This is a genomic window from Chloroherpetonaceae bacterium, from assembly GCA_025056565.1.
Taxonomy (GTDB): domain Bacteria; phylum Bacteroidota; class Chlorobiia; order Chlorobiales; family Thermochlorobacteraceae; genus Thermochlorobacter.
In genome coordinates this window covers 129,700-150,650 of the sequence record JANWWA010000006.1, presented here as the reverse complement: position 1 = coordinate 150,650, position 20,951 = coordinate 129,700, and the positions used below count along the sequence as shown (strand labels likewise).

At 50.2% G+C, this 20,951-nt stretch carries 19 protein-coding genes; 7 read left to right on the top strand and 12 right to left on the bottom strand.

The window, feature by feature from the left end; genetic code table 11:
* A partial coding sequence (locus tag NZM05_06750; protein ID MCS7013314.1) for an ATP cone domain-containing protein occupies positions 1-651 on the bottom strand: 651 nt, incomplete at its 3' end.
* Positions 652-1,666: 1,015 nt separating this feature from the next.
* Here NZM05_06750 and NZM05_06745 point away from each other — a divergent pair.
* Entirely contained in the window at positions 1,667-4,768 is a 3,102-nt protein-coding gene (locus NZM05_06745; protein MCS7013313.1) for a T9SS type A sorting domain-containing protein, read from the top strand.
* A 67-nt stretch (positions 4,769-4,835) separates the two neighbouring features.
* Here the strand turns inward: NZM05_06745 and NZM05_06740 are convergent, their stop codons facing one another.
* Positions 4,836-5,384: a tetratricopeptide repeat protein gene (locus NZM05_06740; GenBank protein ID MCS7013312.1), complete on the bottom strand. Its 549-nt coding sequence runs from the start codon at positions 5,382-5,384 to the stop codon at positions 4,836-4,838.
* A 164-nt stretch (positions 5,385-5,548) separates the two neighbouring features.
* Here NZM05_06740 and NZM05_06735 point away from each other — a divergent pair, with 164 nt between their 5' ends.
* Positions 5,549-5,875, top strand: coding sequence for a hypothetical protein (locus NZM05_06735; protein ID MCS7013311.1), 327 nt, complete (start codon positions 5,549-5,551; stop codon positions 5,873-5,875).
* Between the two features lie 40 nt (positions 5,876-5,915).
* Positions 5,916-6,701, top strand: a complete 786-nt coding sequence (locus NZM05_06730) for a hypothetical protein (GenBank protein MCS7013310.1) — start codon at positions 5,916-5,918, stop codon at positions 6,699-6,701.
* 2 nt (positions 6,702-6,703) lie between these two features.
* Here NZM05_06730 and hemC read toward each other — a convergent pair whose 3' ends face one another.
* From hemC to NZM05_06710, 4 genes are all read right to left on the bottom strand, one after another.
* A complete protein-coding gene (gene hemC / locus NZM05_06725) occupies positions 6,704-7,696 on the bottom strand; it encodes a hydroxymethylbilane synthase (GenBank protein MCS7013309.1) in 993 nt (330 codons plus the stop codon).
* Positions 7,693-8,139: a transcriptional repressor gene (locus NZM05_06720; GenBank protein ID MCS7013308.1), complete on the bottom strand. Its 447-nt coding sequence runs from the start codon at positions 8,137-8,139 to the stop codon at positions 7,693-7,695. Before NZM05_06720 ends, hemC begins: the two co-directional genes overlap by 4 nt.
* 15 nt (positions 8,140-8,154) lie before the next feature.
* Positions 8,155-9,507 carry a dihydroorotase gene (locus NZM05_06715; GenBank protein ID MCS7013307.1) on the bottom strand — a complete coding sequence of 451 codons (1,353 nt, stop codon included), beginning with the start codon at positions 9,505-9,507 and terminating at the stop codon, positions 8,155-8,157.
* A 559-nt stretch (positions 9,508-10,066) separates the two neighbouring features.
* Positions 10,067-11,455 (bottom strand): TolC family protein, encoded by a 1,389-nt coding sequence (locus NZM05_06710; protein ID MCS7013306.1) that lies wholly within the window; start codon positions 11,453-11,455, stop codon positions 10,067-10,069.
* Between the two features lie 161 nt (positions 11,456-11,616).
* Here NZM05_06710 and NZM05_06705 point away from each other — a divergent pair, with 161 nt between their 5' ends.
* Together NZM05_06705 and NZM05_06700 are read left to right on the top strand one after the other, a co-directional pair.
* Positions 11,617-12,663 (top strand): hypothetical protein, encoded by a 1,047-nt coding sequence (locus NZM05_06705; protein MCS7013305.1) that lies wholly within the window; start codon positions 11,617-11,619, stop codon positions 12,661-12,663.
* A gap of 3 nt (positions 12,664-12,666) precedes the next feature.
* Positions 12,667-13,092 carry a hypothetical protein gene (locus tag NZM05_06700; GenBank protein MCS7013304.1) on the top strand — a complete coding sequence of 142 codons (426 nt, stop codon included), beginning with the start codon at positions 12,667-12,669 and terminating at the stop codon, positions 13,090-13,092.
* Between the two features lie 101 nt (positions 13,093-13,193).
* On the opposite strand, the gene NZM05_06695 is transcribed toward NZM05_06700, so the two are convergent.
* The 3 genes from NZM05_06695 to carB all read right to left on the bottom strand — a co-directional run bounded on the left by NZM05_06695 (position 13,194) and on the right by carB (position 16,666).
* The gene (locus NZM05_06695) at positions 13,194-13,652 is read right to left on the bottom strand and encodes a PAS domain S-box protein (protein ID MCS7013303.1); all 459 of its coding nucleotides are present in this window, start codon (positions 13,650-13,652) and stop codon (positions 13,194-13,196) included.
* A 309-nt stretch (positions 13,653-13,961) separates the two neighbouring features.
* Entirely contained in the window at positions 13,962-14,792 is an 831-nt protein-coding gene (gene rsmA, locus NZM05_06690; protein ID MCS7013302.1) for a 16S rRNA (adenine(1518)-N(6)/adenine(1519)-N(6))-dimethyltransferase RsmA, read from the bottom strand.
* An 8-nt stretch (positions 14,793-14,800) separates the two neighbouring features.
* Entirely contained in the window at positions 14,801-16,666 is a 1,866-nt protein-coding gene (gene carB / locus NZM05_06685) for a carbamoyl-phosphate synthase large subunit (protein MCS7013301.1), read from the bottom strand.
* 144 nt (positions 16,667-16,810) lie between these two features.
* Between carB and NZM05_06680 the strand changes: the two genes are divergently transcribed.
* Both NZM05_06680 and NZM05_06675 read left to right on the top strand, forming a co-directional pair.
* On the top strand, positions 16,811-17,251 hold the full coding sequence (locus NZM05_06680; GenBank protein MCS7013300.1) for a hypothetical protein: 441 nt from the start codon (positions 16,811-16,813) through the stop codon (positions 17,249-17,251).
* Between the two features lie 92 nt (positions 17,252-17,343).
* Positions 17,344-18,663 carry a UDP-glucose/GDP-mannose dehydrogenase family protein gene (locus NZM05_06675; GenBank protein MCS7013299.1) on the top strand — a complete coding sequence of 440 codons (1,320 nt, stop codon included), beginning with the start codon at positions 17,344-17,346 and terminating at the stop codon, positions 18,661-18,663.
* On the opposite strand, the gene NZM05_06670 is transcribed toward NZM05_06675, so the two are convergent.
* The 3 genes from NZM05_06670 to NZM05_06660 form a co-directional block, all read right to left on the bottom strand.
* Positions 18,660-19,481: an RNA methyltransferase gene (locus NZM05_06670; GenBank protein MCS7013298.1), complete on the bottom strand. Its 822-nt coding sequence runs from the start codon at positions 19,479-19,481 to the stop codon at positions 18,660-18,662. The genes NZM05_06675 and NZM05_06670 overlap by 4 nt on opposite strands.
* 2 nt (positions 19,482-19,483) lie before the next feature.
* Positions 19,484-20,431, bottom strand: coding sequence for a hypothetical protein (locus NZM05_06665; GenBank protein ID MCS7013297.1), 948 nt, complete (start codon positions 20,429-20,431; stop codon positions 19,484-19,486).
* Between the two features lie 112 nt (positions 20,432-20,543).
* On the bottom strand, positions 20,544-20,840 hold the full coding sequence (locus NZM05_06660) for a helix-turn-helix transcriptional regulator (GenBank protein MCS7013296.1): 297 nt from the start codon (positions 20,838-20,840) through the stop codon (positions 20,544-20,546).
* Between the last annotated feature and the right edge of the window lie 111 nt (positions 20,841-20,951).

Sequence of the window (20,951 nt, the reverse complement as noted above, 5' to 3'; positions counted from 1 at the left end):
TTCGCCGACCGTGAGCAGGTAGCACGAACTCATTTGCGCATGGCGCGTGCCTGAGTTGAAGAGCGTCGGCGTGGAGGGCATATAAAGAAAGTTCGAGATGATGTCGTAGAACTCAATCGCTTCGGCGATGTTCTTCGAGAGACCCAAGGCGACGCGCATAAACATCCATTGCGGGCGCTCGATGACTTTGCGCGTTTTCGGGTGTCGCAGAAGATAGCGGTCGTAGATGGTGCGAAGTCCGAAGTATTCGAAGAGGTCGTCGCGGTCGTGGTCGATGGCGTATTCAATCGCGTCCAAGTCTTCTTCGGCGAGCGCGCGCACGCGACTATCAATCAAGCCCAGTTCGTCGGCGGTTTTGACGTAATCGCGGAAGGCTTCGTCGCGTCCTGCTTCTTTGCGAATGGTCTCGGCGAGCATTCGGGCGGCGACTTTGGAATAGTTCGGCTCTTCGACCGTGAGCATCACGGCGGTTTCAATCGAGAGATTGTCGAGCTCTTCGGTGGTGCTGCCTTCGTGCAGTCCGTTGATGGTGCGCTTGGCGACTTCCAGCGGAACGACGTTTTCAATGCCGCGGCACGCGCGCGAAACCGCATGCAAAATTTTCTCGATTTTGACTTCTTCGCGTGAGCCATCACGCTTAATGACATACATAGCGTTCCTCCTTTGTTTAGTCTGTGATGAAAGCGGCTCAAAGCTGGTGCTTTCTGGAAAAAAGTGTTGTTAGAGTCGGGCTCTGCCTCGTAAAGAGGCAAGCAATTTCTGTGCCTTCAGAGTGGATACGCTTGCAAGTAGAAATACGCTGTTGCGTGCTTTCCGCAGGGCATCTATGCAGGGAAAAATGCTGCAAGCGCAATTGTGATGCGAAGCAAATTTAGGTGAGTGAAATGGTTGCGGCAAAAAAATTGAAAACTTTTTTCAAAAAAGAGCATAACGGAATATTCAGTTTCTCACTTTGAGAATGAAATGCGGCATTTTGTGCAGTTTGGAGAGTGATTTCTCATTTTGAAAAAGTGGTGCAATGCCTTTTGCGAGCGAAAGCAAACTTCAAGTAAAAGTGAGCGGAGTAGCTGGCAGCGTGACAGAAAAGATGAGGTGTGATAGAAGTCACATTCTTACGAGCACTTAGTTGAAACGCAAGTGAAAAAGACCTAATTTTACAACTGTACCCATCACCAAAAAACAAAACACAATGGCACGCGAAGCGAGCATGTTCGAGAGGGGAAGAAAGAGAGTGTTGCAGGGAGAGCGTCTCCCAAAGTAAGCCTACCCCGAAAACTCTCACGGCACACTGCTGCCCTTGAAATCCAAGCCGCTGAGGGAAAATCTGAGAAAAATGCAAGCAATATGCAGCTTGCGTGATGCGTTGAAGTAAAGCACGCTTTGAAGTTCTCGTGTGCCTTTGTGCACTCGCAAAGTCTGACTGCACGTTCTGCACAAGGCATAGCAGGGCGAAAATAGGTGAGGATTCAGTATGCGGTGCAGCGCTTTTCGGTCAAGAGAGCAAACACGGCATCGCTTTGGCAGTAAGGGTGCGCAAAGTGCAAGCTATCGTGCTCTCCGTGCCGCACAGGTTTGAGCTGACCGCTGTCTGCCTAAAAGAGGGAAGCAAGATGTGTAGAATGTAGAGTGTAATACGCAAGTCTCTTTAACTTAAACGGATGTAGCAATGACTAAAGCGATACAACAAGTGATGCAAAGCGTGCGACGACTGGCCGCTGTGTGGCTTGCCTGCTGGGCACTAAGCCTCTCCACCGCTTGGGCACAAACCACCTACACCAGCATCAGTTCAGGAAACTGGAGTGACCCAAGCATTTGGAATACTACTGCGACGGGAACATACCCAGGAGAGCTAAGTAACAATGCGGTCGTTACAATCAATGCTGGGCACACGGTTACAATCAACGTGACGCCACCGTTTCCCTTACAGTCTATTACGGTCAATAGTGGTGGGACATTGCAGTTTGATGCCACAGGGACAGGACGCACAGTTATTGTAAGGAATGTGACTGTGAATTCGGGTGGGCAATTTGGGGTGATACTGCCACTAAGCACCACTACGACACACACCTTGCAACTTTCGCCTTTGCCAACTGACCCGCCAAACACATCAACTGTCTTTAACAACAATGGAGTGGTGGGTTTTAACCAATTCAATAACCCTACTGAGTTCAACATCTGCAACGTGGTGTTCACTCGAAACGATGAAGGGCAGCAGCAGCTTATCGGCAGCGGTTCATATGATTTGAACAACCTGTTAATGGTCAATTCCTCGCCCACACCGCCGCCAGGTCTTAATGCTTCATTCAACCCTACCCCACCACCGAGCTTCGTATTTGATGACCCAGAACAAACAAGTCGTGAGCAGATTATTGGTCAGGCAGGCGCGCCAGCTATTACTATGCGAGGATTAGCAATTCAAAATCTTGGCGGCCAGGCACGTGGGGTGCTTGCATTTGCAGGTGACTACAAGGAGGATAACGCAACGCGTGTATTCACTCCCTTGAATATTCAAGGTGATGTGTTTTTATCTCGTGGGATACTAATCTGGAACGCTAACCCAGGTGCCACACTCTCCCATACCGTTACAGGTAACATTAATATCGGCACGTCGACAAGTGAAGCGGCGTATATCCCCGCTGGAGGAGGGCAGCCAGACCGTGCGAGATTCAATACAGGTATGGTGCTGAGTAGTGCAGCTAATGCAGTTACGACTCTAACTGTGCAGCAAGATATTCTTGCGCCAGACCTGACACACCCTAATGAAGGTATTGGAATCGTGCTCACTTCTCCAAAAGCCACAGCGGCAGCAGGTGCAATCCTGAACGTGAACGGTAATTTCAATACGGGGAATGGCACAACGGGCGCAACGCTGCTTTTGACCGCGAATGGATTTAGTCCGTTGTCGTTACCGATCTCACCGCCTACGGGAACAATTCAATTTAATTTTGGTGGCAATTTTACGGTCAAAAATACCAGCCGCTACAATGGATTAAGAAGTGGTTTCTCACTGAGCATGCCGCTGCTACGCTTCACAGGGGGAACAAGCATCAGCAACCCAGCGATTTTCTATGCTCCAAAAGAAATGTGGTTAGGCACAGGCTCTGAGACAAATGCAATTTCTGACTGGGAAGTGGCCCCAAACGCCTTTCTTAGAGTAGTATCAGGTGCGGCAATGGGGCTGATGAATCAGCGCACCCTGTTTGTGAATGGAACACTGATATGCGATGATGGTGCAGCGCTCATTGCTACACGCACTGGGGGCGGCTCTGGCGTAACCTTCCTCAGTATGGGACCAAACGGTAGGATTCTGGTAAATGATGTGCACGGTTTAGGAACGGGGCAAGATACCTATCCAAGCGGAGGAGCGCCACCAGACGTAACGCTTTTCTACGGAGAAGAAGCACCAGCAACTGGAGGCCCAATTGGCGGCTGGAACTTAACAAGCATTAATACCAGCGGCACGATAGAGTATAGCAACAATGTTGCGGCGCAAGCCATCACGCCGCGCAATGGCACGAGCACCTTTGCGCCCAATGTGCAGTATCACAACCTTGTCATTAGCGGCTTGAATAAAAACCTCTCAGGCGGTAGCGCCGTAGTGGGCAACACCCTGACGCTTTCAGGCGGCATTGTAACCGTCGACGCTACTGATACCGTGCGAGTGACCAACGCTGCACCCAGCTCCGTCGTCCGCACCTCAGGGCATATCAACGGACGCATCGAACGAGCTATCTCCACTGTCTCAGGCAGCTATCTCTACCCCCTCGGCGATGCCGCACTCTATCGCCCCGTAACGCTGCAAGCCCAAGCCGCCGCCAGTGGCGCTGCGCTGTTGGGACAACTCATCCCACAACCCGGTAGCACTGTGTCCAGTGCCTACCAATCCCCGTTGCAAGGCGTCTCACAGCTGCGCCACTATCAATTCACCAACACAGGAACATCCAACCTAGATGTAACGCAGGCAACCGTGCAAGTCAATACAGACGATGGTGCCTTGAATCCACCGAATACACGTGTGGCAACCATTCTTCAAGGCAGCACTCCGTTCCAGTGGCTCAACCGAGGTGGCTCAGTTTCAAGCGTGCCGAACCCGATTACATCAGACCCATTTACGGAGACCATCACGACGACGAACCCAAACTTTTATGTAGCGCTGGGCACGGTAAATGTATCGGACAATCCGTTGCCTGTGGAGTTAGTGGAGTTTGTGGGCAAGGCGACGGGTTTGGGTGTGGAGTTGCGCTGGAAGACGGCATCGGAGCTGAATAATGCGGGTTTCATTCTGTTGCGCAACGGTGAGGTGGTGGCGCACTACCGAGAGCAAGCGGCGCTGCAAGGTGCAGGCACCACGCCACTGGGGCGGGCGTATCGCTACTTGGATGAGCAAGTGCGGGAAGGGGAGCGGTATGTGTATCAGTTGCGGTCGGTGGATTTTGACGGCACGGTGCATGAGTATGGGTGGCGGGTGGAGGTGCTAGGTCGGCGGGTCAGTCGGGAGTTTCGCTTGGAGCAGAATTATCCGAATCCGTTCAATCCGGGCACGGTGATTGCGTTTGAAGTGCCTGAGCCAGCGGAGGTGCGGCTAGCGGTGTATGACCTATTGGGGCGAGAGGTGGCAAGATTAGTAGAGGGGCGTAGGGAAGCAGGGCGCTATGAGGTGCGGTTTGTGGCAAGTGGGTTAAGTGGTGGGATATACATTTATCGTCTTGAAGCAGTGTCTGGGCGAGGGCAGTATGTGGAGAGTCGGAAAATGGTGTTGATGAAGTAGGGGGCTTGACGACTAACCGTCCTGCACTCTGACCCCTCTCTTGGCAAGGAGAGGGGGAACAAATAAGCTACTTTGCTTTTTCCCAGTCGATACCTCGTGCTTTCAAGAACTCGCGTGATTTAGTAGAGCCGAGCTTTGCCGCTTGAATATAGTCCTGATAGGCGCCTGTAGAGTCGCCGAGCTGCATACGGGCATTTGCGCGATTGATGTATGCATTTGCGTAGCCACTATCAAGCCGAATGGCTTGACTAAAATCGCTGAGTGCGCGGGCATAATCCTGAATGTCCATATAGGCTCGACCGCGATTGTAGTAGGCGCGAAACTCACTTGAATCAATGTTTAGCGCAGCAGTGTAGCTTAAAATCGCTGCACGAAACTGACCTAATCTAGCCTCGGCAATCCCACGGTTGATGAGCGCAATGGTGTTGTTCGGACTAAGCTTAAGGGCCTCGTTAAAAAAGTTAATTGCAGCCTCATACTCTTTCTGGTTCAAACGATGGATGCCTTCTTGCAAAAGCAAGAGAATATCTCTGTTCTGTGAATCTTGAGACTGCGCCAAAGTAGGGAAAAGAAAAGCACAGAAGAGAAGCAGTGAAAAAACGGAGCAGATACGCATAGCTCTGGGCAAAACTGGCATAGGTCTCAATATACGCAACGTCGCTAAGAGTGCGCTTTCTGGGAGAAGAGTAGGAGAAAAGCAAGCACGAGCAGTTGCGCGCTACAGAAAAAAGCGCTACATTCGCTTCGAGGTAGAGTAGTAAACAAAACAGTTGTATCAAAATGTTCCAGTTTTCCCGCCGCAGTTCAGCCACGCTTGAGCAATCGCAAGTAAGCACTCAAGCATTCAGCATTGAGCACTCCCCTGCGCCACAGTGGGCAAAAGAGGCGATGCGCGACACCAGTGGCAAGCTGATTGCACATATTCACATTGCTGCAGCGTGTCCATATTGCACCAACTACAACGGTGCCACACACACCTGCGACCTATACGGTGAGCCGATTCCGCAGCGAGAAGACCTTTCAAATCCGTGCAAAGGCAATACCTTCAATCGCAAGCTATATAGCGGCAATCGTTTAGCACAATTGCGAGCACTGCGTCAGTCCTAAGTGCAGCCTAAAAAAGAAAAGATGCTGAATTCCAGCACAAATGCTCGTCTTAGACGGCGGAGGCACAAGCCTTAAAATTTGGCAAATCACCCAAGCAGGCAAGTGGCAACTGGTGCGGCGCATTCGAGGAAACTTCAACGCGCATCTTTTTAGCGCAAAGCAACTTGCAAAGACAATTGCCACCCTGCCTGAGCTGCAAAAGACCCATTCGGTGCTGATTGGACTAGCAGGGCTGTCCGACAAAAGCGCGCAGCATGCGCTGACGCATACCCTTGCTTCAACGAAAGCCCTGAGAGGCAAGGCACTAAGGGTCGTAAGTGATTGGGAACTGCAATTGGAACGGTCTTTCCCAAATCAAGATGGAATAGTGGTGATGTTGGGCACTGGCTCCGTCTTTGCTGCAAGAGTAGGCCGCCGCACCGTGCGCATCGGTGGCTATGGTCGGTGGATTGGTGATGCAGGCAGCGGTTGGGCAATCGGCATCGCTGCACTGGAAAAGTATCTACGCTTGCTCGATGGCTTCTTTGTAGATGAAGTCTTCCAAAATGCAATGCGAAAGCATTTCAAAAGTCGAGAAAGCACACTAAGAAAAGTCTATGAAGAAAACTTTCCCGTGCAAAAACTGGCAGAAGACATCATCAAACTGGCTGAGCAAGGGAGTAGCACGGCAGAGACCATTTTGCAAACCGAAGCGCAGCGCGTCTCGGAATTTGTGCGGCATCTGAAAAGCATAACCGAGCCAAGCCTGCCTGTTGCAGTCGTGGGAGGCTTGGTTGAAAAACCAAATGCCTATAGGGTGATGATAGAAACTGCGCTAAGTCAGTAAAATCAGTGTTGTGAACTGGATGCGCGAATAGAGGAGAGAATTTCGCGTCCGCCTGCAGCCAGCATCTGTTCTGCCAGATGAACCCCAAGCGCCTCTGCACGTGCAACCTGAGAGGAGAGTGGCTCCAAGAAACCAACCTCTGAGAGCTGGTTGCGCACGAAAGGCTGCCCATTTAGAGCGCCAATAAAGGCAGAAAGCGAAAGGGTTGCCCCTTGCAAAGTTGCCAGCGCACCAATCGGAATTTGACAACCGCCTTCCAAGTAGCGCAAAAAACTGCGTTCAGCGGTGATGCAAAGAAAAGTGGGCATATCGTTGAGGGGGCGCACAAGGGCAAGGGTTTCTGAATCGTCGTGCCGCGTCTCTAAGGCAAGTGTGCCTTGTCCAACGGCTGGCAGGAGTAGGTCGAGCGAAATATGTTCGGAAATGCGGTGGTCTAACCCAAGCCGATGTACGCCAGCAAAGGCTAAGACCATTGCGTCCAAGTGCGCTGGGTGATGTAAGGGCAACGCATTGCACTCATCAAACTTGCGGAGGCGTGTGTGAAGATTGCCCCGCATTTCTGCGATTCTCAGGTCAGGACGTCGAGCCAGCAGTTGCGCCCGTCGTCTTAGACTACCTGTAGCCACACAGGCAGCGGGCGGAAGCGTATCAATCGTATAGCCAGCATTAGAAATCAAAACATCGTGCGTGGCTTCTCTTGCCGTTACAGCTGCAATCGTGAGTCCATCTGGTAGCTGAGTGGGTAAATCCTTGAGGCTGTGGACAGCAAGGTCAATTTCGCCAGAAAGCAAAGCCTGTTCAATATCGCGCGTAAAAAGACCTTTGTCGCCAATTTTGGAAAGAGGGGAGTCGAGAAGTTTGTCGCCAGTCGTTTTGATAGGATAGAGTTCGATTTGAAGATGCGGAAAGCGTGCATGAAGCTCTGCACGCACAAACTCAGCCTGCCAGAGCGCAAGCGGACTGGAACGTGTGCCAATCAAAAGCGAGGACTTCACGAGGGCTGCAAATCCTGATGATGAGTGGCACAGGACGCACAGTAGCCACGAAAGACAACTTGATGCTCAATGTGTGTAAAGCCTGTGGCACGAGAAATGTCACTAGCAATCGCATCTAAGTTGCAAAGGTCAATTTCCTTGACTGTGCCACAATCTATGCAAACAATATGATGATGATGCACTGGCGAGCGAGATAGCTCGAAACGGGTGAATTCATCGCCCAGTTCTACGCGTGTGGCAATGCCAGCATCGGCAAGTTTATTGAGCGAGCGATACACCGTTGCAAGGTCAATCTTGTAGCGCGAAAGCTGAGAGTGAATTTCAGCAGCAGTAAGGGGCTTTTGGGCGCGGTCGAGAATTTCAAGAATGCGAATGCGAGGCTTGGTAGCCTTAAAATCATTCTGCCGCAGCAGCGTTACATATTTGGAAAGCGTGCGATTCATTGCGATGAAAAAAGCCTAAGTTGAGCGCATAACTATACTGGGCAAAATTACTTTGCCTTTGTGAATTATGCCAATCGCTTTACCGCGCAGAATGCGATGTGCAAAAGGTGAGTTCTTGGACTTGCTTGAAAATTGAGACGGCTCAACTATCCATTCCATTGATGGAGCGATGAGCGTGGCGTTTAAGAGCTTACCAACTTCAAAGCGAAGAGGAGGCAAGCCTAAAATACGACGTGGCGCAGTAGAGAGCAGTTCAATGGCGCGATAGGCAGAAATCCGTCCAGTGTGCACCAGTTCTGTAAAAGTCAAACCAACAGAGGTTTCAAGTCCGACAATACCAAATGCAGCCTGCGAAATGCCACACTCTTTTTCGTGACAGGCGTGTGGCGCATGGTCAGTTGCAATCGCATCAATCGTGCCATCTGCAATTGCGTCTAAAATGGCTTGACGGTCGTGCTCGCTGCGCAAGGGCGGATTCATTCGGAAATTGCCATCATAGCCTGATTCAAAAACATCTTTGTCCGAAAGTGTAAAGTGGTGCGGTGTCACTTCTGCCGTGACAGGCAGACCTTCAGCCTTTGCACGCCGCACAAGCTCAACCGCTTCTTTGGTGCTGATATGCGCCACGTGATAGCGTGGCACAAAAGGCATGGCACCTGATTTCTGCGCCAGCAAATAGCGCAAAAGCTGTAAATCACGAGACAGCACGATTGACTCAGCAATAGAAGGAATGCCACGCAAGCCAAGCAGCGAAGCATACAGGCTTTCGTTCATAACGCCACCGTGTGAAAGCGCTGTATCTTCACAATGCTGAATCAGCAGCAAATTGAACTGAGATGCGTATTCAAATGCCAGACGCATCACGCGTGAGTTCATCACGGGAGCCCCATCGTCGGAGAGCGCACGCACGCCAGCCTCAGCCAGTTCACCAAAGGGTGCAATGCGCTCGCCCTTGCGTCCAACTGTGATAGCCCCAATCACTTCAAGGTCAATGGGCAGCTTAGCGGCACGAGACTTGATGAACGCCACCACAGCCGCATTGTCAATCGGTGGTTCGGTATTAGGCATAACCGCTACACCCGTAAAGCCGCCTGCCAGTGCAGAGCGCACACCCGTCTCAATTGTTTCCTTGTATTCGAAGCCCGGCTCACGAAAGTGGCAATGCATATCAAATAAGCCTGACGCCACAATCCCATCAGAAAAGTCAATTACCGTGTGAGAAGCAAAGAGCGAAGGAGAAAGTGACAGCGCATCTTCACCAAACCACATTGCTTCAAGCATGCCATCCTCAGAAACCTGAAGCGTGCCCACCTTGTCTAAAGACTCCGCTGGATTAATAATCCGAGCCTTGTGAATGATGATGCTCATATCAGCCTTTTAACAAATATACATAGCGAGACGCTGCACAAAGTAGGCAAAGTCTCCAGAGGCGGGGAACTAAGCAGAAAGTTCATTACTGCGCTATAGCACAGCCATTCTGCTTTGGGTGTGAGGAGAGTAGCAAGAGCAAAAGAGCTAAGAGTCAAACAACATATAAGCGCCAAGAGGCTACTTTCGCAACTGCTCTTGCTGCTGCCTTAGAGAATCATAGAGGAAGCGCAAGTAGGTCTCGTCTGCGATACGCTCAATTAAAGCCTGCATTTGGAGTTTCTGAAAAATCGAAGTCTCAGAAAAGGTAGAAGACTTCGCAGACCAGACGGCGTCAAAAAGTTGCAGGACGTCTGAGCGAAGGCGATCAAGAGAGCAGGGCTGATTCATACTACTCCTCCACTTTACTACTTCAAAAGCAACATGTGCGAGGGGGTGGCAGTTCGGAAGATACAAAAAGTACTACCATTTCCAAAAGCATGGTGAAAAAGAACGCCTTGCTCTCTTTGGCAAACAACCCTGAGCCGCACTATGCGTTACGCTCTATGTGCAAAGCAGGCTATGGCTTTATGTCTAAGCGTCCAGCACGCCCTAAGACTTTCTCCAAGTTGGCTTTGGCGATGAGGTAATCATAGACGGCTTGCAGGTAGTTGACTTTGGCTTGATTGAGCGCCAGCTCTGCATCAGTCAGTTCCAGCTGCGAGCCAATGCCTTGCTGACGGCGGCTGCGCGTGATGGCATAGCTGCGTTCTGCAGATTGCACGGTGGTAGCTTGCACGGCAATTCGCTTTTTAGCTTCATCTAAGTTAGCCAGTGCCACCAGCACTTCTGAGCGGATAAGTTCTTGCAGGTTTTCCAGACGGGCTTGGGTTTGTTTGCGTTCAAGCTCGGCGCGCTGCAGACGGGCATCGTTGCGGAAGCCTGAGAAGATGGGCACGGAAAGCTGCAACCCAGCTGCCAAGTTGGTGCCCCATTGGTAAGAGCCAATGTTGAAATTGTTTTGCAAGGTCAGCACCTGAGCCTGTGCAAAGAGGTCTAAGGTAGGCAGCATATTGGAAAACTCGGCTGCGATTTGCTCGGTGTTGGCGCGCTCCTGTAGCTCCAATTGCCGCACCTCAGGGCGATTTTTCAGGGCTTCTGTGTATGCATCAGCAAAAGAAGGCGTTGGAATCAAATTCTGGGCACGGAGAGCATCGGTCAGTTCCAGTTCCTCGCTGGTGGGCAGACCGATTTTAACTTTGAGCATAGTTTTGGCAGTCTCTACGGCATTTTGTGCTTTGATAAGCTGCGGTCGCAAGTTTTCGACGGCAAGGTAAGCGCGCAAGGTATCAATGTCTGCTGCTAAGCCTTGACGATAAAGCAAGCGCACGTCTTGCAGGGCTTGTTCATTGCGAGCAATGCTTTGCTCAATCAGCTTAGCGGATTCTTGTGCAATGAGCACATCATAGTAGGCTTTTTTGACATCGGTAACCGTATTGGCGCGCGCCGCAATAAAAGATTCATCGCTGATAGCATCAACAACCGTAGAAGCGCGAATACCCGCGAAAATAGCGCCACGATAAATTGGCTGCGTAAACTGCAGCGTGGCGTTAATGTTGTTAATGCCTGTAGCAACAATCTGCGTCGGAGCGTTGCTACCAGCGCCGCTGGCAGGTGCGCCGGGCGGCAAGCCGAATCCTGCGGGAAAGATGAAAAAGTTGGTGTTACGGAAACTATGTGCAAACTGTCCCGTGAGCGTCAGTGAAGGATACACATTGCCCCATGCTTCTCGCACCGATTGCTCCGCTTTGGCTTGTTCTAACTTTGCAACCCGCAGCTCTCGGTTATACTCCATTGCCAGAGCAACTGCGTCATCAAGCGATAGACGACGCACTTGTGCAGGTGCAGCACTATGCACGCAGATGCTTATTAAGCACAGCACTACCCAAACTCGCGCTAACTTTGACATTGGTATGCGGTTAAATGACTTTGAGTTAGAAAATGACTTGCGGTCAGTCAAAACGGAGAGCTGACCTCAAAAGTTTCAGGGTCTATGAAGGAAATCAGAGAATCTAAACTTTTCATAATTTGCGCCGCTTTTTACTGCAAATTCAACCAGAAACCAACGCTATGCCAAAAGGGAAAAAAGCGCACACTAGCCGAACAGATGGGACAGTAAGCCAGTCCACTGAAGCGATGGCGGCGCCACGCAAGTTCAGCGAACCGCTGCGCATCGGTATTCTGCGCGGCCAAGAGAATTCTTTCCCCGAGGGCTTGATTGCAAACATCAACCGTGAAGCAGAGGCACAAAAGCGTCCAATCGTAGCGGAGTTCATCAAAATCGGGGGAATTAAAATGGCTGAGCCGTGCCCTTACACCATCATTTTAGACCGCATTTCGCACGAAATTGACTTCTACCGCGCTTACCTAAAAAACGCCGTGCTAAGTGGCACATATGTGGTCAATAACCCATTCTGGTGGAGCGCCGACGATAAATTCTTCAACTACTCACTGGCAACACGAATGGGAATTCCCGTGCCGAAAACGGTGGTCTTGCCAAGCAATGAGCACCCACCAAATACTACCTCCGAGTCCATGCGCAATTTGATTTACCCACTCAACTGGCAAGAGTGCTTCGACTATGTCGGTTTCCCGCTGTGGCTCAAGCCTTTTGACGGTGGTGGCTGGAAGCATGTCTATAAAATCCACAGCCCGCAAGAATTCTTCGAGAAATACAATCAGACAGGAACAATCTGTATGGTGATGCAAGAGGGAATTGAGTTTGAAGAATACTACCGCTGCTACTGCGTCGGTAAAAAGCATGTGCACATTATGCCCTACGAACCGCGTAATCCCCATCACCTGCGCTATCAAGCCAATTTCACGCCATCTGAGGAAATGCGCAAAACGCTGGAAAAATACTCCATCGCCATCTGTGAAGCGCTGGGCTATGACCTCAACACGATTGAATTTGCAGTGCGAGACGGCGTGCCCTACGCAATTGACTATATGAACCCTGCGCCCGATGCCGATTACCACTCCGTTGGGCACGATAATTACACATGGATTGTTCAGACAATGACAACTTTCCTAATGGACAAAGCTGAAGAAGTAGCACGCACAGGACACTTACAGCGTGAAAGTTTTCGCTGGGATAAATTCTTAAACGGATGCTAAAAAATGACAAGCCTTTGCTCTGCATGTTTGCTGCTACTTCTACTGCTCGATGTTGAACAAGCGCTGGCACAAAAAGATAGCAGCACAGTACGCCTAACGCTGCGTGGGCATTACGATGGCGCACGTATCAGCCGCGGCCAGCGCGACGAAGAAGACGTCATCCGCACCTTGAAGTCGCAAGAGCGGTTCATTTTAGCTTGCCTACAAGCAGCATGTGCAGAGCTGAAACTGTCTGATGCAAAGGGCACGCTGCAACTGCGACTGCTAATTCAACCTGATGGATACGCCAGTGATGTGCAAATTTTGCGTGCCCCACTGCCCATCAATGCAATTCAGGAGTGCATACAAAAGATTTTCTCTCGCTCGCACTTCCGCAAAGTTCGAGAAAACGATGACCAGCAAATCTTGATTGAATACACGATTGAGTGAGCCGCAGCGGTGAGGAAGTTAAAGATGCATAGCACTACAATGTGGCAATGAACAAAAAAGGCTTGCGGCTAACGCAAGCCTTTTTCGCAGAAAGGAGAGAGTTACGCTTTTGTGGATTCGACTTTTTCGCTTGCCTTTTCGCCTGCACTGCGAAGAAACTCCTTCATCTTCTTATACTCCGTAATGTCGGTGACGGCAGTAACTTTGCAGCGCGTGCCATCTTTTCGAATCATCAAGGTTGGCACAACATACACATCAAGCAGCTTTCCATCGCGGCGAACCACTTGCCACTCGGCTGGCATCTCTGGTGCCCCTGCAATAAAAGCGTCGTGAATCTGCTGACCTATCTCACGCATAGATTCAGGTAGCACCATTGTGAAAGATTTACCAATCAGCTCTTCACGCGTATAGCCATAAAGCTCGCAGTAGGCTTTATTAACCTCCACATAGCGACCGTGTTCATCGGTAACGCATATCGCCGTGCCTACTGTTTCATAAATCTCTATCAGAAAATTGGCATCTGTAACCGTCGGCGAGAACTGGAATTTTTCTGTTGCCATGTTTAGCCTCCATTTGGTTAAGTTGGTTAAAACGCTGTGAGCGCTGTAGAAACTTCTGCAGCACTATGCAGAAAATACGCCTAAAAGGAACATTGAGAACATCAAAAGAACCATTTCGAGTCGGTGCAGAAGAACTTGAGTGCACCGCATTGTCGCTCCCTACATTTAGAGCAAAGAGCGTGCCAGTAACAAGCGACCAGTGCATAGAATCGATAGGGTGTAGTAGAGGCGCGGGGCACATGGCTAACTCTGCCCCGAGTGCTGGTCGCAGGACATAGCGTCTGCTCCTTTGAAGGGCAAGAGACATAGTCAATCGTCTTGGTGCTCAGGTTTAGCAGCGAAAGTTGTCTGAGCGGGCGGGGTTAATGCTTCTACTTCTTCGGAAAGTTGGATAAACTCTGCAACGCTCAGCTCTTCGGCGCGTCGCTTTAAGTTGAAGGTGGTGTAGCGAAGGTCAAAGAGATCTTTCAAATTGTTCTCTAAGGTTTTTCGCCGCATTCTAAAAGCGGCACGCACAAGCTGGCGAAACTTGGCTTCGTTCTGGATACCTGTGTCGGGGCGCATAATGAAGTGAACCACAGCGCTGTCGACATTTGGCATTGGCTTAAAAGCACGACGCTTCACCTTGAAGCAATACTGCAGGTCGGCAAACGCTTGGCACTGCACAGCCAAAATACCATACGCTTTGGTGCACGGTTTTGCCAAAAGCCGCCTTGCCACTTCCTCTTGCACCATAAGCGTTGCAGATTCAATCACAGCACGCTCATCAAGCAATTTGAAAAGAATCGGTGAGGTGATAGCGTAAGGAATATTACCCAGCACCTTGAGCTTTTTGTCGGGTGATAGCGCAGCCAGAGACACATCCAGAAAGTCGCCTTCTATGAGTTGAACTTGGGCGTAATGCGTGCGAATAAAAGCAGCAAGGGTGTGGTCTTTTTCAACAGCCAGAAAGTGGGGAAGTCGCTCGGCAAGATATTTAGTCAGGCTACCAAAACCAGGACCGATTTCAAGCACACGGTCATCACGAGATAAATGGGCGGTTTCCACGATTTTGCGTGCCAAATTATCATCGACCAAGAAGTTTTGCCCGAGTCTTTTCTGAGGGGTGATTGCGCTGCCTTTGTAGTGGACTTTAGGCACAGTAAGGCTTAGGACTTCTTTTTCTTCTTACGCTTTTTGCGATAGGTGAGATACTCTTGCAGGCTTTTGACGCCAAACTTTTCTTTGCGCAACTGCTCAATGCCAGCAATAGCGGCTTCGGCGGCTTCAATCGTGGTCGCATATGGGACGCCAGAGAGAATTGAAGCGGTGCCGATGGCTTCTTCATCATAGCGTGCTTTTTCGCCAAGCGGTGTATTGATGACAAACTGCACCCGTCCCATACGAATAATGTCAAAAATGTTGGGTCGCCCCTCACCCACTTTGTAGACGGTTTTACATTCCAATCCATAGTTGCGTAAAAATTCAGCAGTGCCACTAGTGGCAATAAGATCGAAGCCAATGTCATAGTAGCGGCGTACAATTGCAGCAGTATGGGTCGTCTTGTGCGCATCATTGACGCTCACGAAAACCGTACCACTGGTAGGCAGCTTGCTACCTGCAGCCAGTGCAGATTTGGTAAAGGCTTCACCGAAAGTTTTGGCAAAACTCATTACCTCGCCCGTGGAGCGCATTTCAGGGCCAAGATAGACACCTGATTTTAAGAACTTCGAGAAGGGGAAAACAGGCTCTTTGATGCAGATGTAAGGCAAATCAAGGTCGTCACAATCTTCAAGGTCTAACTTCTTTTTCAGCTTAGAGAGCTTTTCGCCCACCATCAAAAGACAGGCCGCTTTAACAAGAGGCATACCCGTTGCTTTTGCTACAAACGGCACGGTGCGGCTGGCGCGCGGATTAACCTCCAGCACGAAAACTTTCGCATCTTTGCCTTCACCTTGCACGGCAAACTGCACATTCATTAGGCCCACCACGCGCAATGCCTTTGCAAGTCTGCGTGTGTATTCCTTGATAGTTTTTATCACATGCTTGGAAACATTGAGCGGAGGCAGGATAGAGGTGGAGTCGCCACTGTGCACGCCAGCCGCTTCCACATGCTGCAGAATCCCAGCTACAACGCAATCTTTTCCGTCGGCAATTGCATCTACATCAAACTCAGTGGCGTGTTCTAAGAACTTGTCAATCAGCAAAGGGTGCTCTTCGGAAACTTGCAAAGCTTCATCAATGTAGCGCCTAAGAGAATCATCGTTGTAGATGATTTGCATCGCACGCCCGCCTAAGACATAACTTGGACGCACCAGCACTGGATAGCCAATCAGCTCTGTGATAAGTCGCGCTTCTTCAAACGAGGAAGCAACCCCATATGCAGGGTGGGGAATACCCAGCTCATCGAGCAACTTGCCAAACTTTTCGCGGTCTTCAGCGATATCAATGCTTTCAGGCGAAGTGCCTAAAATATGAACGCCGGCACGAGCCAGTTGCGTGGTCAGCCGCAAAGGGGTTTGTCCACCGAAGCTGACAATAATGCCAACAGGCTGTTCGTGTTCAATGATGTTCATCGTGTCTTCAAAAGTTAGCGGCTCGAAGTAAAGCTTGTCGGCAACATCGTAATCTGTTGAGACAGTTTCAGGATTGCAGTTAATCATAATTGTTTCATAGCCCGCTTCTTTGAGCGCAAAGACAGCCTGCACGCAGCAATAGTCGAACTCAATGCCTTGACCGATGCGGTTAGGTCCGCCACCTAAGATGATGATTTTCTTTTTCTTGGAGGGCTTGGATTCATTTTCCTCCTCATATGTGGAATAAAAGTAGGGAGTTTGGGCTTCAAATTCGGCTGCACATGTGTCAACGGTTTTATAGACAGGCTCAATGCCGTAATACTCCCTAAGCTGGCGGATGTCGGCTTGGGAGACCGAGAAAATATGCGCAAGTTGAAGGTCAGAAAAACCGTATTCTTTGGCTTTGCGAAGTGTGGCTTCAGGAAGTTTTCTAAGAAGTGCCTGAAAAGTATTTTGCATTGCAAGTGGCGTTTTCCAAGCGATGCGATTTTGGTGAAATTGGCAGCAAAGATACGAAATGCACTGCAACCTAAAAATCTTCGGTTTGGTAGCGCAAGTTCGAAGTGGCAAACTGCATTGATTAGCCTTTAAGATTACTCTGTCATGTCTGCAGGACTGCATGCTGCACTGCTACTGGTGCATGTCGTTTGTTTTGCCCTCTGGTTGGGAGCTGTAGCCGCATCGCTCTTGGTGGTTCGCATCTTAGAGCCGCGGCTAACTGATGAAAGCGCAGGCGCACGGGACGCTGAATTGCTGCGCGCATATATCCGCTTGGAGGTAAAGCTGGTAGATGTCGCTTTCTTTGGCGTGTTTGTCTCAGGGGTGGCACTGGCACAGTTCTTTGCTGGGTGGTCAGTGTGGACAGTGGTAAAGTTGCTGCTCTATCTGGTGCAGTTTGCTGCGACGATGTTCTACCTTGCTAAGTTCATCCGACCGCTGGCATACCCTTGCTCACCAAACGAGTATAAACGATGGTATGGTGTCTTTGCCATTGCACTGACCTTCTTTACGCTGACGCTGAGCTGGACTTACTTCGGGCGATGATGCAGGCTCTCAGTACTCTCTCCGAAAGAAGTGCTGAAGAGCACAGTAGAATTTCGTAACTTTGCGCCCTCAAAAACTTAGACGGAGCATCAATGTTCAGAATTGCAATCGTTGGCACGGGCTATGTGGGGCTCGTGGCAGGAACTTGCTTTGCAGAGACGGGTAACGACGTTATCTGCGTTGATATCGTGGAAGAAAAAGTCAAGCGCCTCTCGAGTGGAGAGCTGACAATTTTTGAACCCGGCTTGGAGGTGCTCTTCAAGCGCAACCTGCGCGAAGGACGACTAAGATTCACCACGCACCTTGCTGAGGCAGTTGACCACGCTGAGCTAATTTTCCTTGCGCTGCCCACACCGCAGGGCGAAGATGGCTCGGCTGACCTGAGGTATGTGCTGCAAGCTGCCGAAGAGATTGGTAAGCTCGTGAAGTCCTACAAAATCATCGTGTGTAAGTCCACTGTACCAGTAGGCACGGCAGAAAAAGTACGCAGTATCGTGGCCCAATATGCGAAAAGCGAATTTGACGTAGTAAGCAACCCTGAGTTTTTGCGTGAAGGCGTGGCAGTCGAAGACTTCCTAAAACCGGAGCGCGTGGTCATTGGCAGTTCATCAGAGCGAGCAATTGCCATAATGAAACAGCTCTATGAGCCTTTTGTGCGGCAAGGTAATCCAATTCTGGTAATGGACGAGCGCAGTGCCGAGCTGACGAAATACGCAGCGAATGCAATGCTTGCACTTCGGGTCTCCTTTATGAACGAGATTTCTAACATCTGCGACCGTGTAGGAGCAAATGTTGACTATGTGCGGCGCGGCATTGGCACCGACTCGCGCATTGGCAAGCAATTTCTCTACGCCGGCACAGGTTACGGCGGCAGTTGCTTCCCGAAAGATGTCAAGGCAATCATCAAGACCGCAGAAGAACACGGCTACGACTTTAAGATTCTAAAATCCGTCGAAGCCGTCAATGAGGCACAAAAGCGCATTTTAGTTGAAAAAATTGACCGGCGCTTTGGTGGAGCAGAAAATGTCAGGGGCAAAAAATTTGCCTTGTGGGGACTTTCCTTTAAGCCAAATACAGATGACATTCGTGAAGCGCCGTCGCTGGTTATCATTGAAGAACTCTTAAAGCGTGGCGCCAGCATTGCCGCATTTGACCCCGAAGCGATGGATAATGTGCGCAAGCTCTATGAGGGCAAAATCACTTTTGTAGCCAAATGCTACGATGCACTGGTTGATGCCGATGCGCTGGTGATTGTAACGGAGTGGAATGAATTCCGAAACCCAGATTTTGCCAAAATGCATGCCTACTTGCGTAGCAAGCTTATCTTCGATGGACGAAACGTCTATGACCCACACAAGATGAAGCAAATGGGCTTTGAGTATTACAGCATCGGACGCCCAACAGTCGATTAAGACGAGGAAGCAGTGAGAAGCCCCAGTGCCTCAGCAAAGCGAGCAATGATAATCCCAGCTGCCACCGCCGCATTCAGCGACTCGACAGCGCGCCAGTTACCACGAATGGAAATGGTCTGGTCAGCTAGTTGCAGCACCTCAGGCGCAATGCCGCTGGCTTCGCTACCGATGATGACAAGGCTTTGCGGAGAAAAGTGAAGCGAAGAGAGAGCTTTGCCAGACGGCACGGTAGCGTAGAGCGTATAGCCCAGCCGCTGGAGCGCATGCAAATCTTGCAGAAAGTGCGTGCTGCGAACCAGTGGCATCGCAAACAAGCTGCCAGCGCTGGCACGCACGACCTTCGGACTAAAGAAATCAGCCGTTTGTGTATCGCTCAGCAACGCATGGACATTAAACCAAGCAGCGGTGCGCACAATCGTGCCAACATTGCCAGCATCTTGCACACCATTTAGAGCTATCACCAAACGGGAAGCGCAGGAGTGTGAAAGAAGCTGAAGTGACTCCATCGTAAAGCAAGGTTGGCGAAAAATGCCAAGAATAGGCTGAGGCTCTTGTGTCTCTGCAAGGCGAGCAAAATCGTGTGCAGAAAGCAAAAACAGCTTCGGTCGGTAGGGCGAGAAGGTAGCAGTATCAGGCAAGTGCGCTGCATTAAAGCAGAGTGCAACCAGCATATCGGGGTTGGGTAGGGTCTGCAAAAGCTGCCGAACTGTGCGCTCGCCTTCAGCTAAAAAAAGTCGCTCCGCATCACGGATTTTCTTGTCGTGAAGCCGAGCGTAAAGTTTAACTTTTGCCTTGCTGAGGAAAGGAAGCGATTGCACGTTTAACGGCGAAACTCAAATTCGCTGTAAGCGGCATTGGCTGTCCAGTTGTCGCACACGTCCGTCGGTTCGACAGGCAGGGAAATCGCATTGCAAATAGAATTAGTAGCGTCATAGAACTGGCAGCGCTGACACTTCTTGACACCACCGCCATGTCGCACGCCGCGCATGCGGGCTAATGTGCGTGGCGAAATCTCGCCATTCTGCGACAGCGAAATTTGAGACAAAATTTCCATGCCCATAATTGGTGGCGGCCCTTGACGAAGCGATTCTTGATCGTTACCGCTCATACAGCGTTTGATGTAATCATAGAAATCTGCCGTATTGAGTGAGATTTTAGGACGGTAATTCGTCTCAGGGGTGCTTTCTTCTGGCGTGTTGGCTTTGGCGATAAGTTTCTCAATTGAAATGCGCACCTGCTCAACCGTGATGTCTTTGTATCCCATTCGCTTGAGCATCAAGAGCAAGCGCGTCTCTTCCATTGAGTTGACCGTGTCACGCAGTTTTTCCAGTCCACCAAACATTGGGGCTTGACTGAGCAGTGCTTTCTCAAACTTTTCAATCGGCGAAAGTTCTGCCTCAGCCGTGCCATTAATCGGCTCAACTGGTGTAACAGGGGCAGGCTTAGGTTTCAAGGAAGGCTTATCGTAAAGCGTAAAGCGCTTGGGACGCAAAAACTCCTCATCAATTTTGTAGCCTTCACGAAGCATTCGCTCTTGAACTTCTTTGGGCTGACGGGCACGGCGCATAGAGACGCTCTCGACAATTGGGCGACCGATTTGCAGGTTGCTAAAATCAATCGCAAAAATGCTAACTACGATGGCAAGAAAAATGCCGAGCGAGAGCAAAATCAGCTCGAGGTCTTTGCCAACGGTGAGAAAAAGCAGGACCTGCGAGACAATATACAGGGCAGCGACCACCAGCAGCGCTTTAGATTTCTTGGGATTCATACTACACGCTCCTTGCAGAATTGCCAAAGGGTTGCAGAAAACAAAATTTCAGTGCCAAACATAGAAAGCTCTCCTTGCAGTTCCGACGCAAAGCAGAGAGCTTAGTGCCAAGTTACGCCCGGTTGCTAAGGCTTTGCGGTCGGCGTGGCGTTTCATCTGTGCCACTTTGCTGTGCTGCTTGTGAGCGAAGCGGTGGCGGGGTCTTGATGAGTGACGGCTTGACCTGCTTCATAAACTCATCAGCCGACATCTCAACCGCATGCGCCAGCGCAACGGCTTCTTTGACCGTGAGATTCTCAACAGAGCGATTGACCAATTCGTTGAGATAGGATTCGGACAACCCAGTCAATTCGCTCACCTGAGCAATCTTCAACTTTTTTGCGCGTAAGATTTCACCAAACTTCGTCATAGCAGTAAAGGTTAAAGTTAGGGGCAAGTCAAAGCTTGCCTTGTTTGAAGATAGAGTATTCGCAAAACAAAAGCGGCGGACGCAAGAAAATTGGCTATTTGGAAACGGACG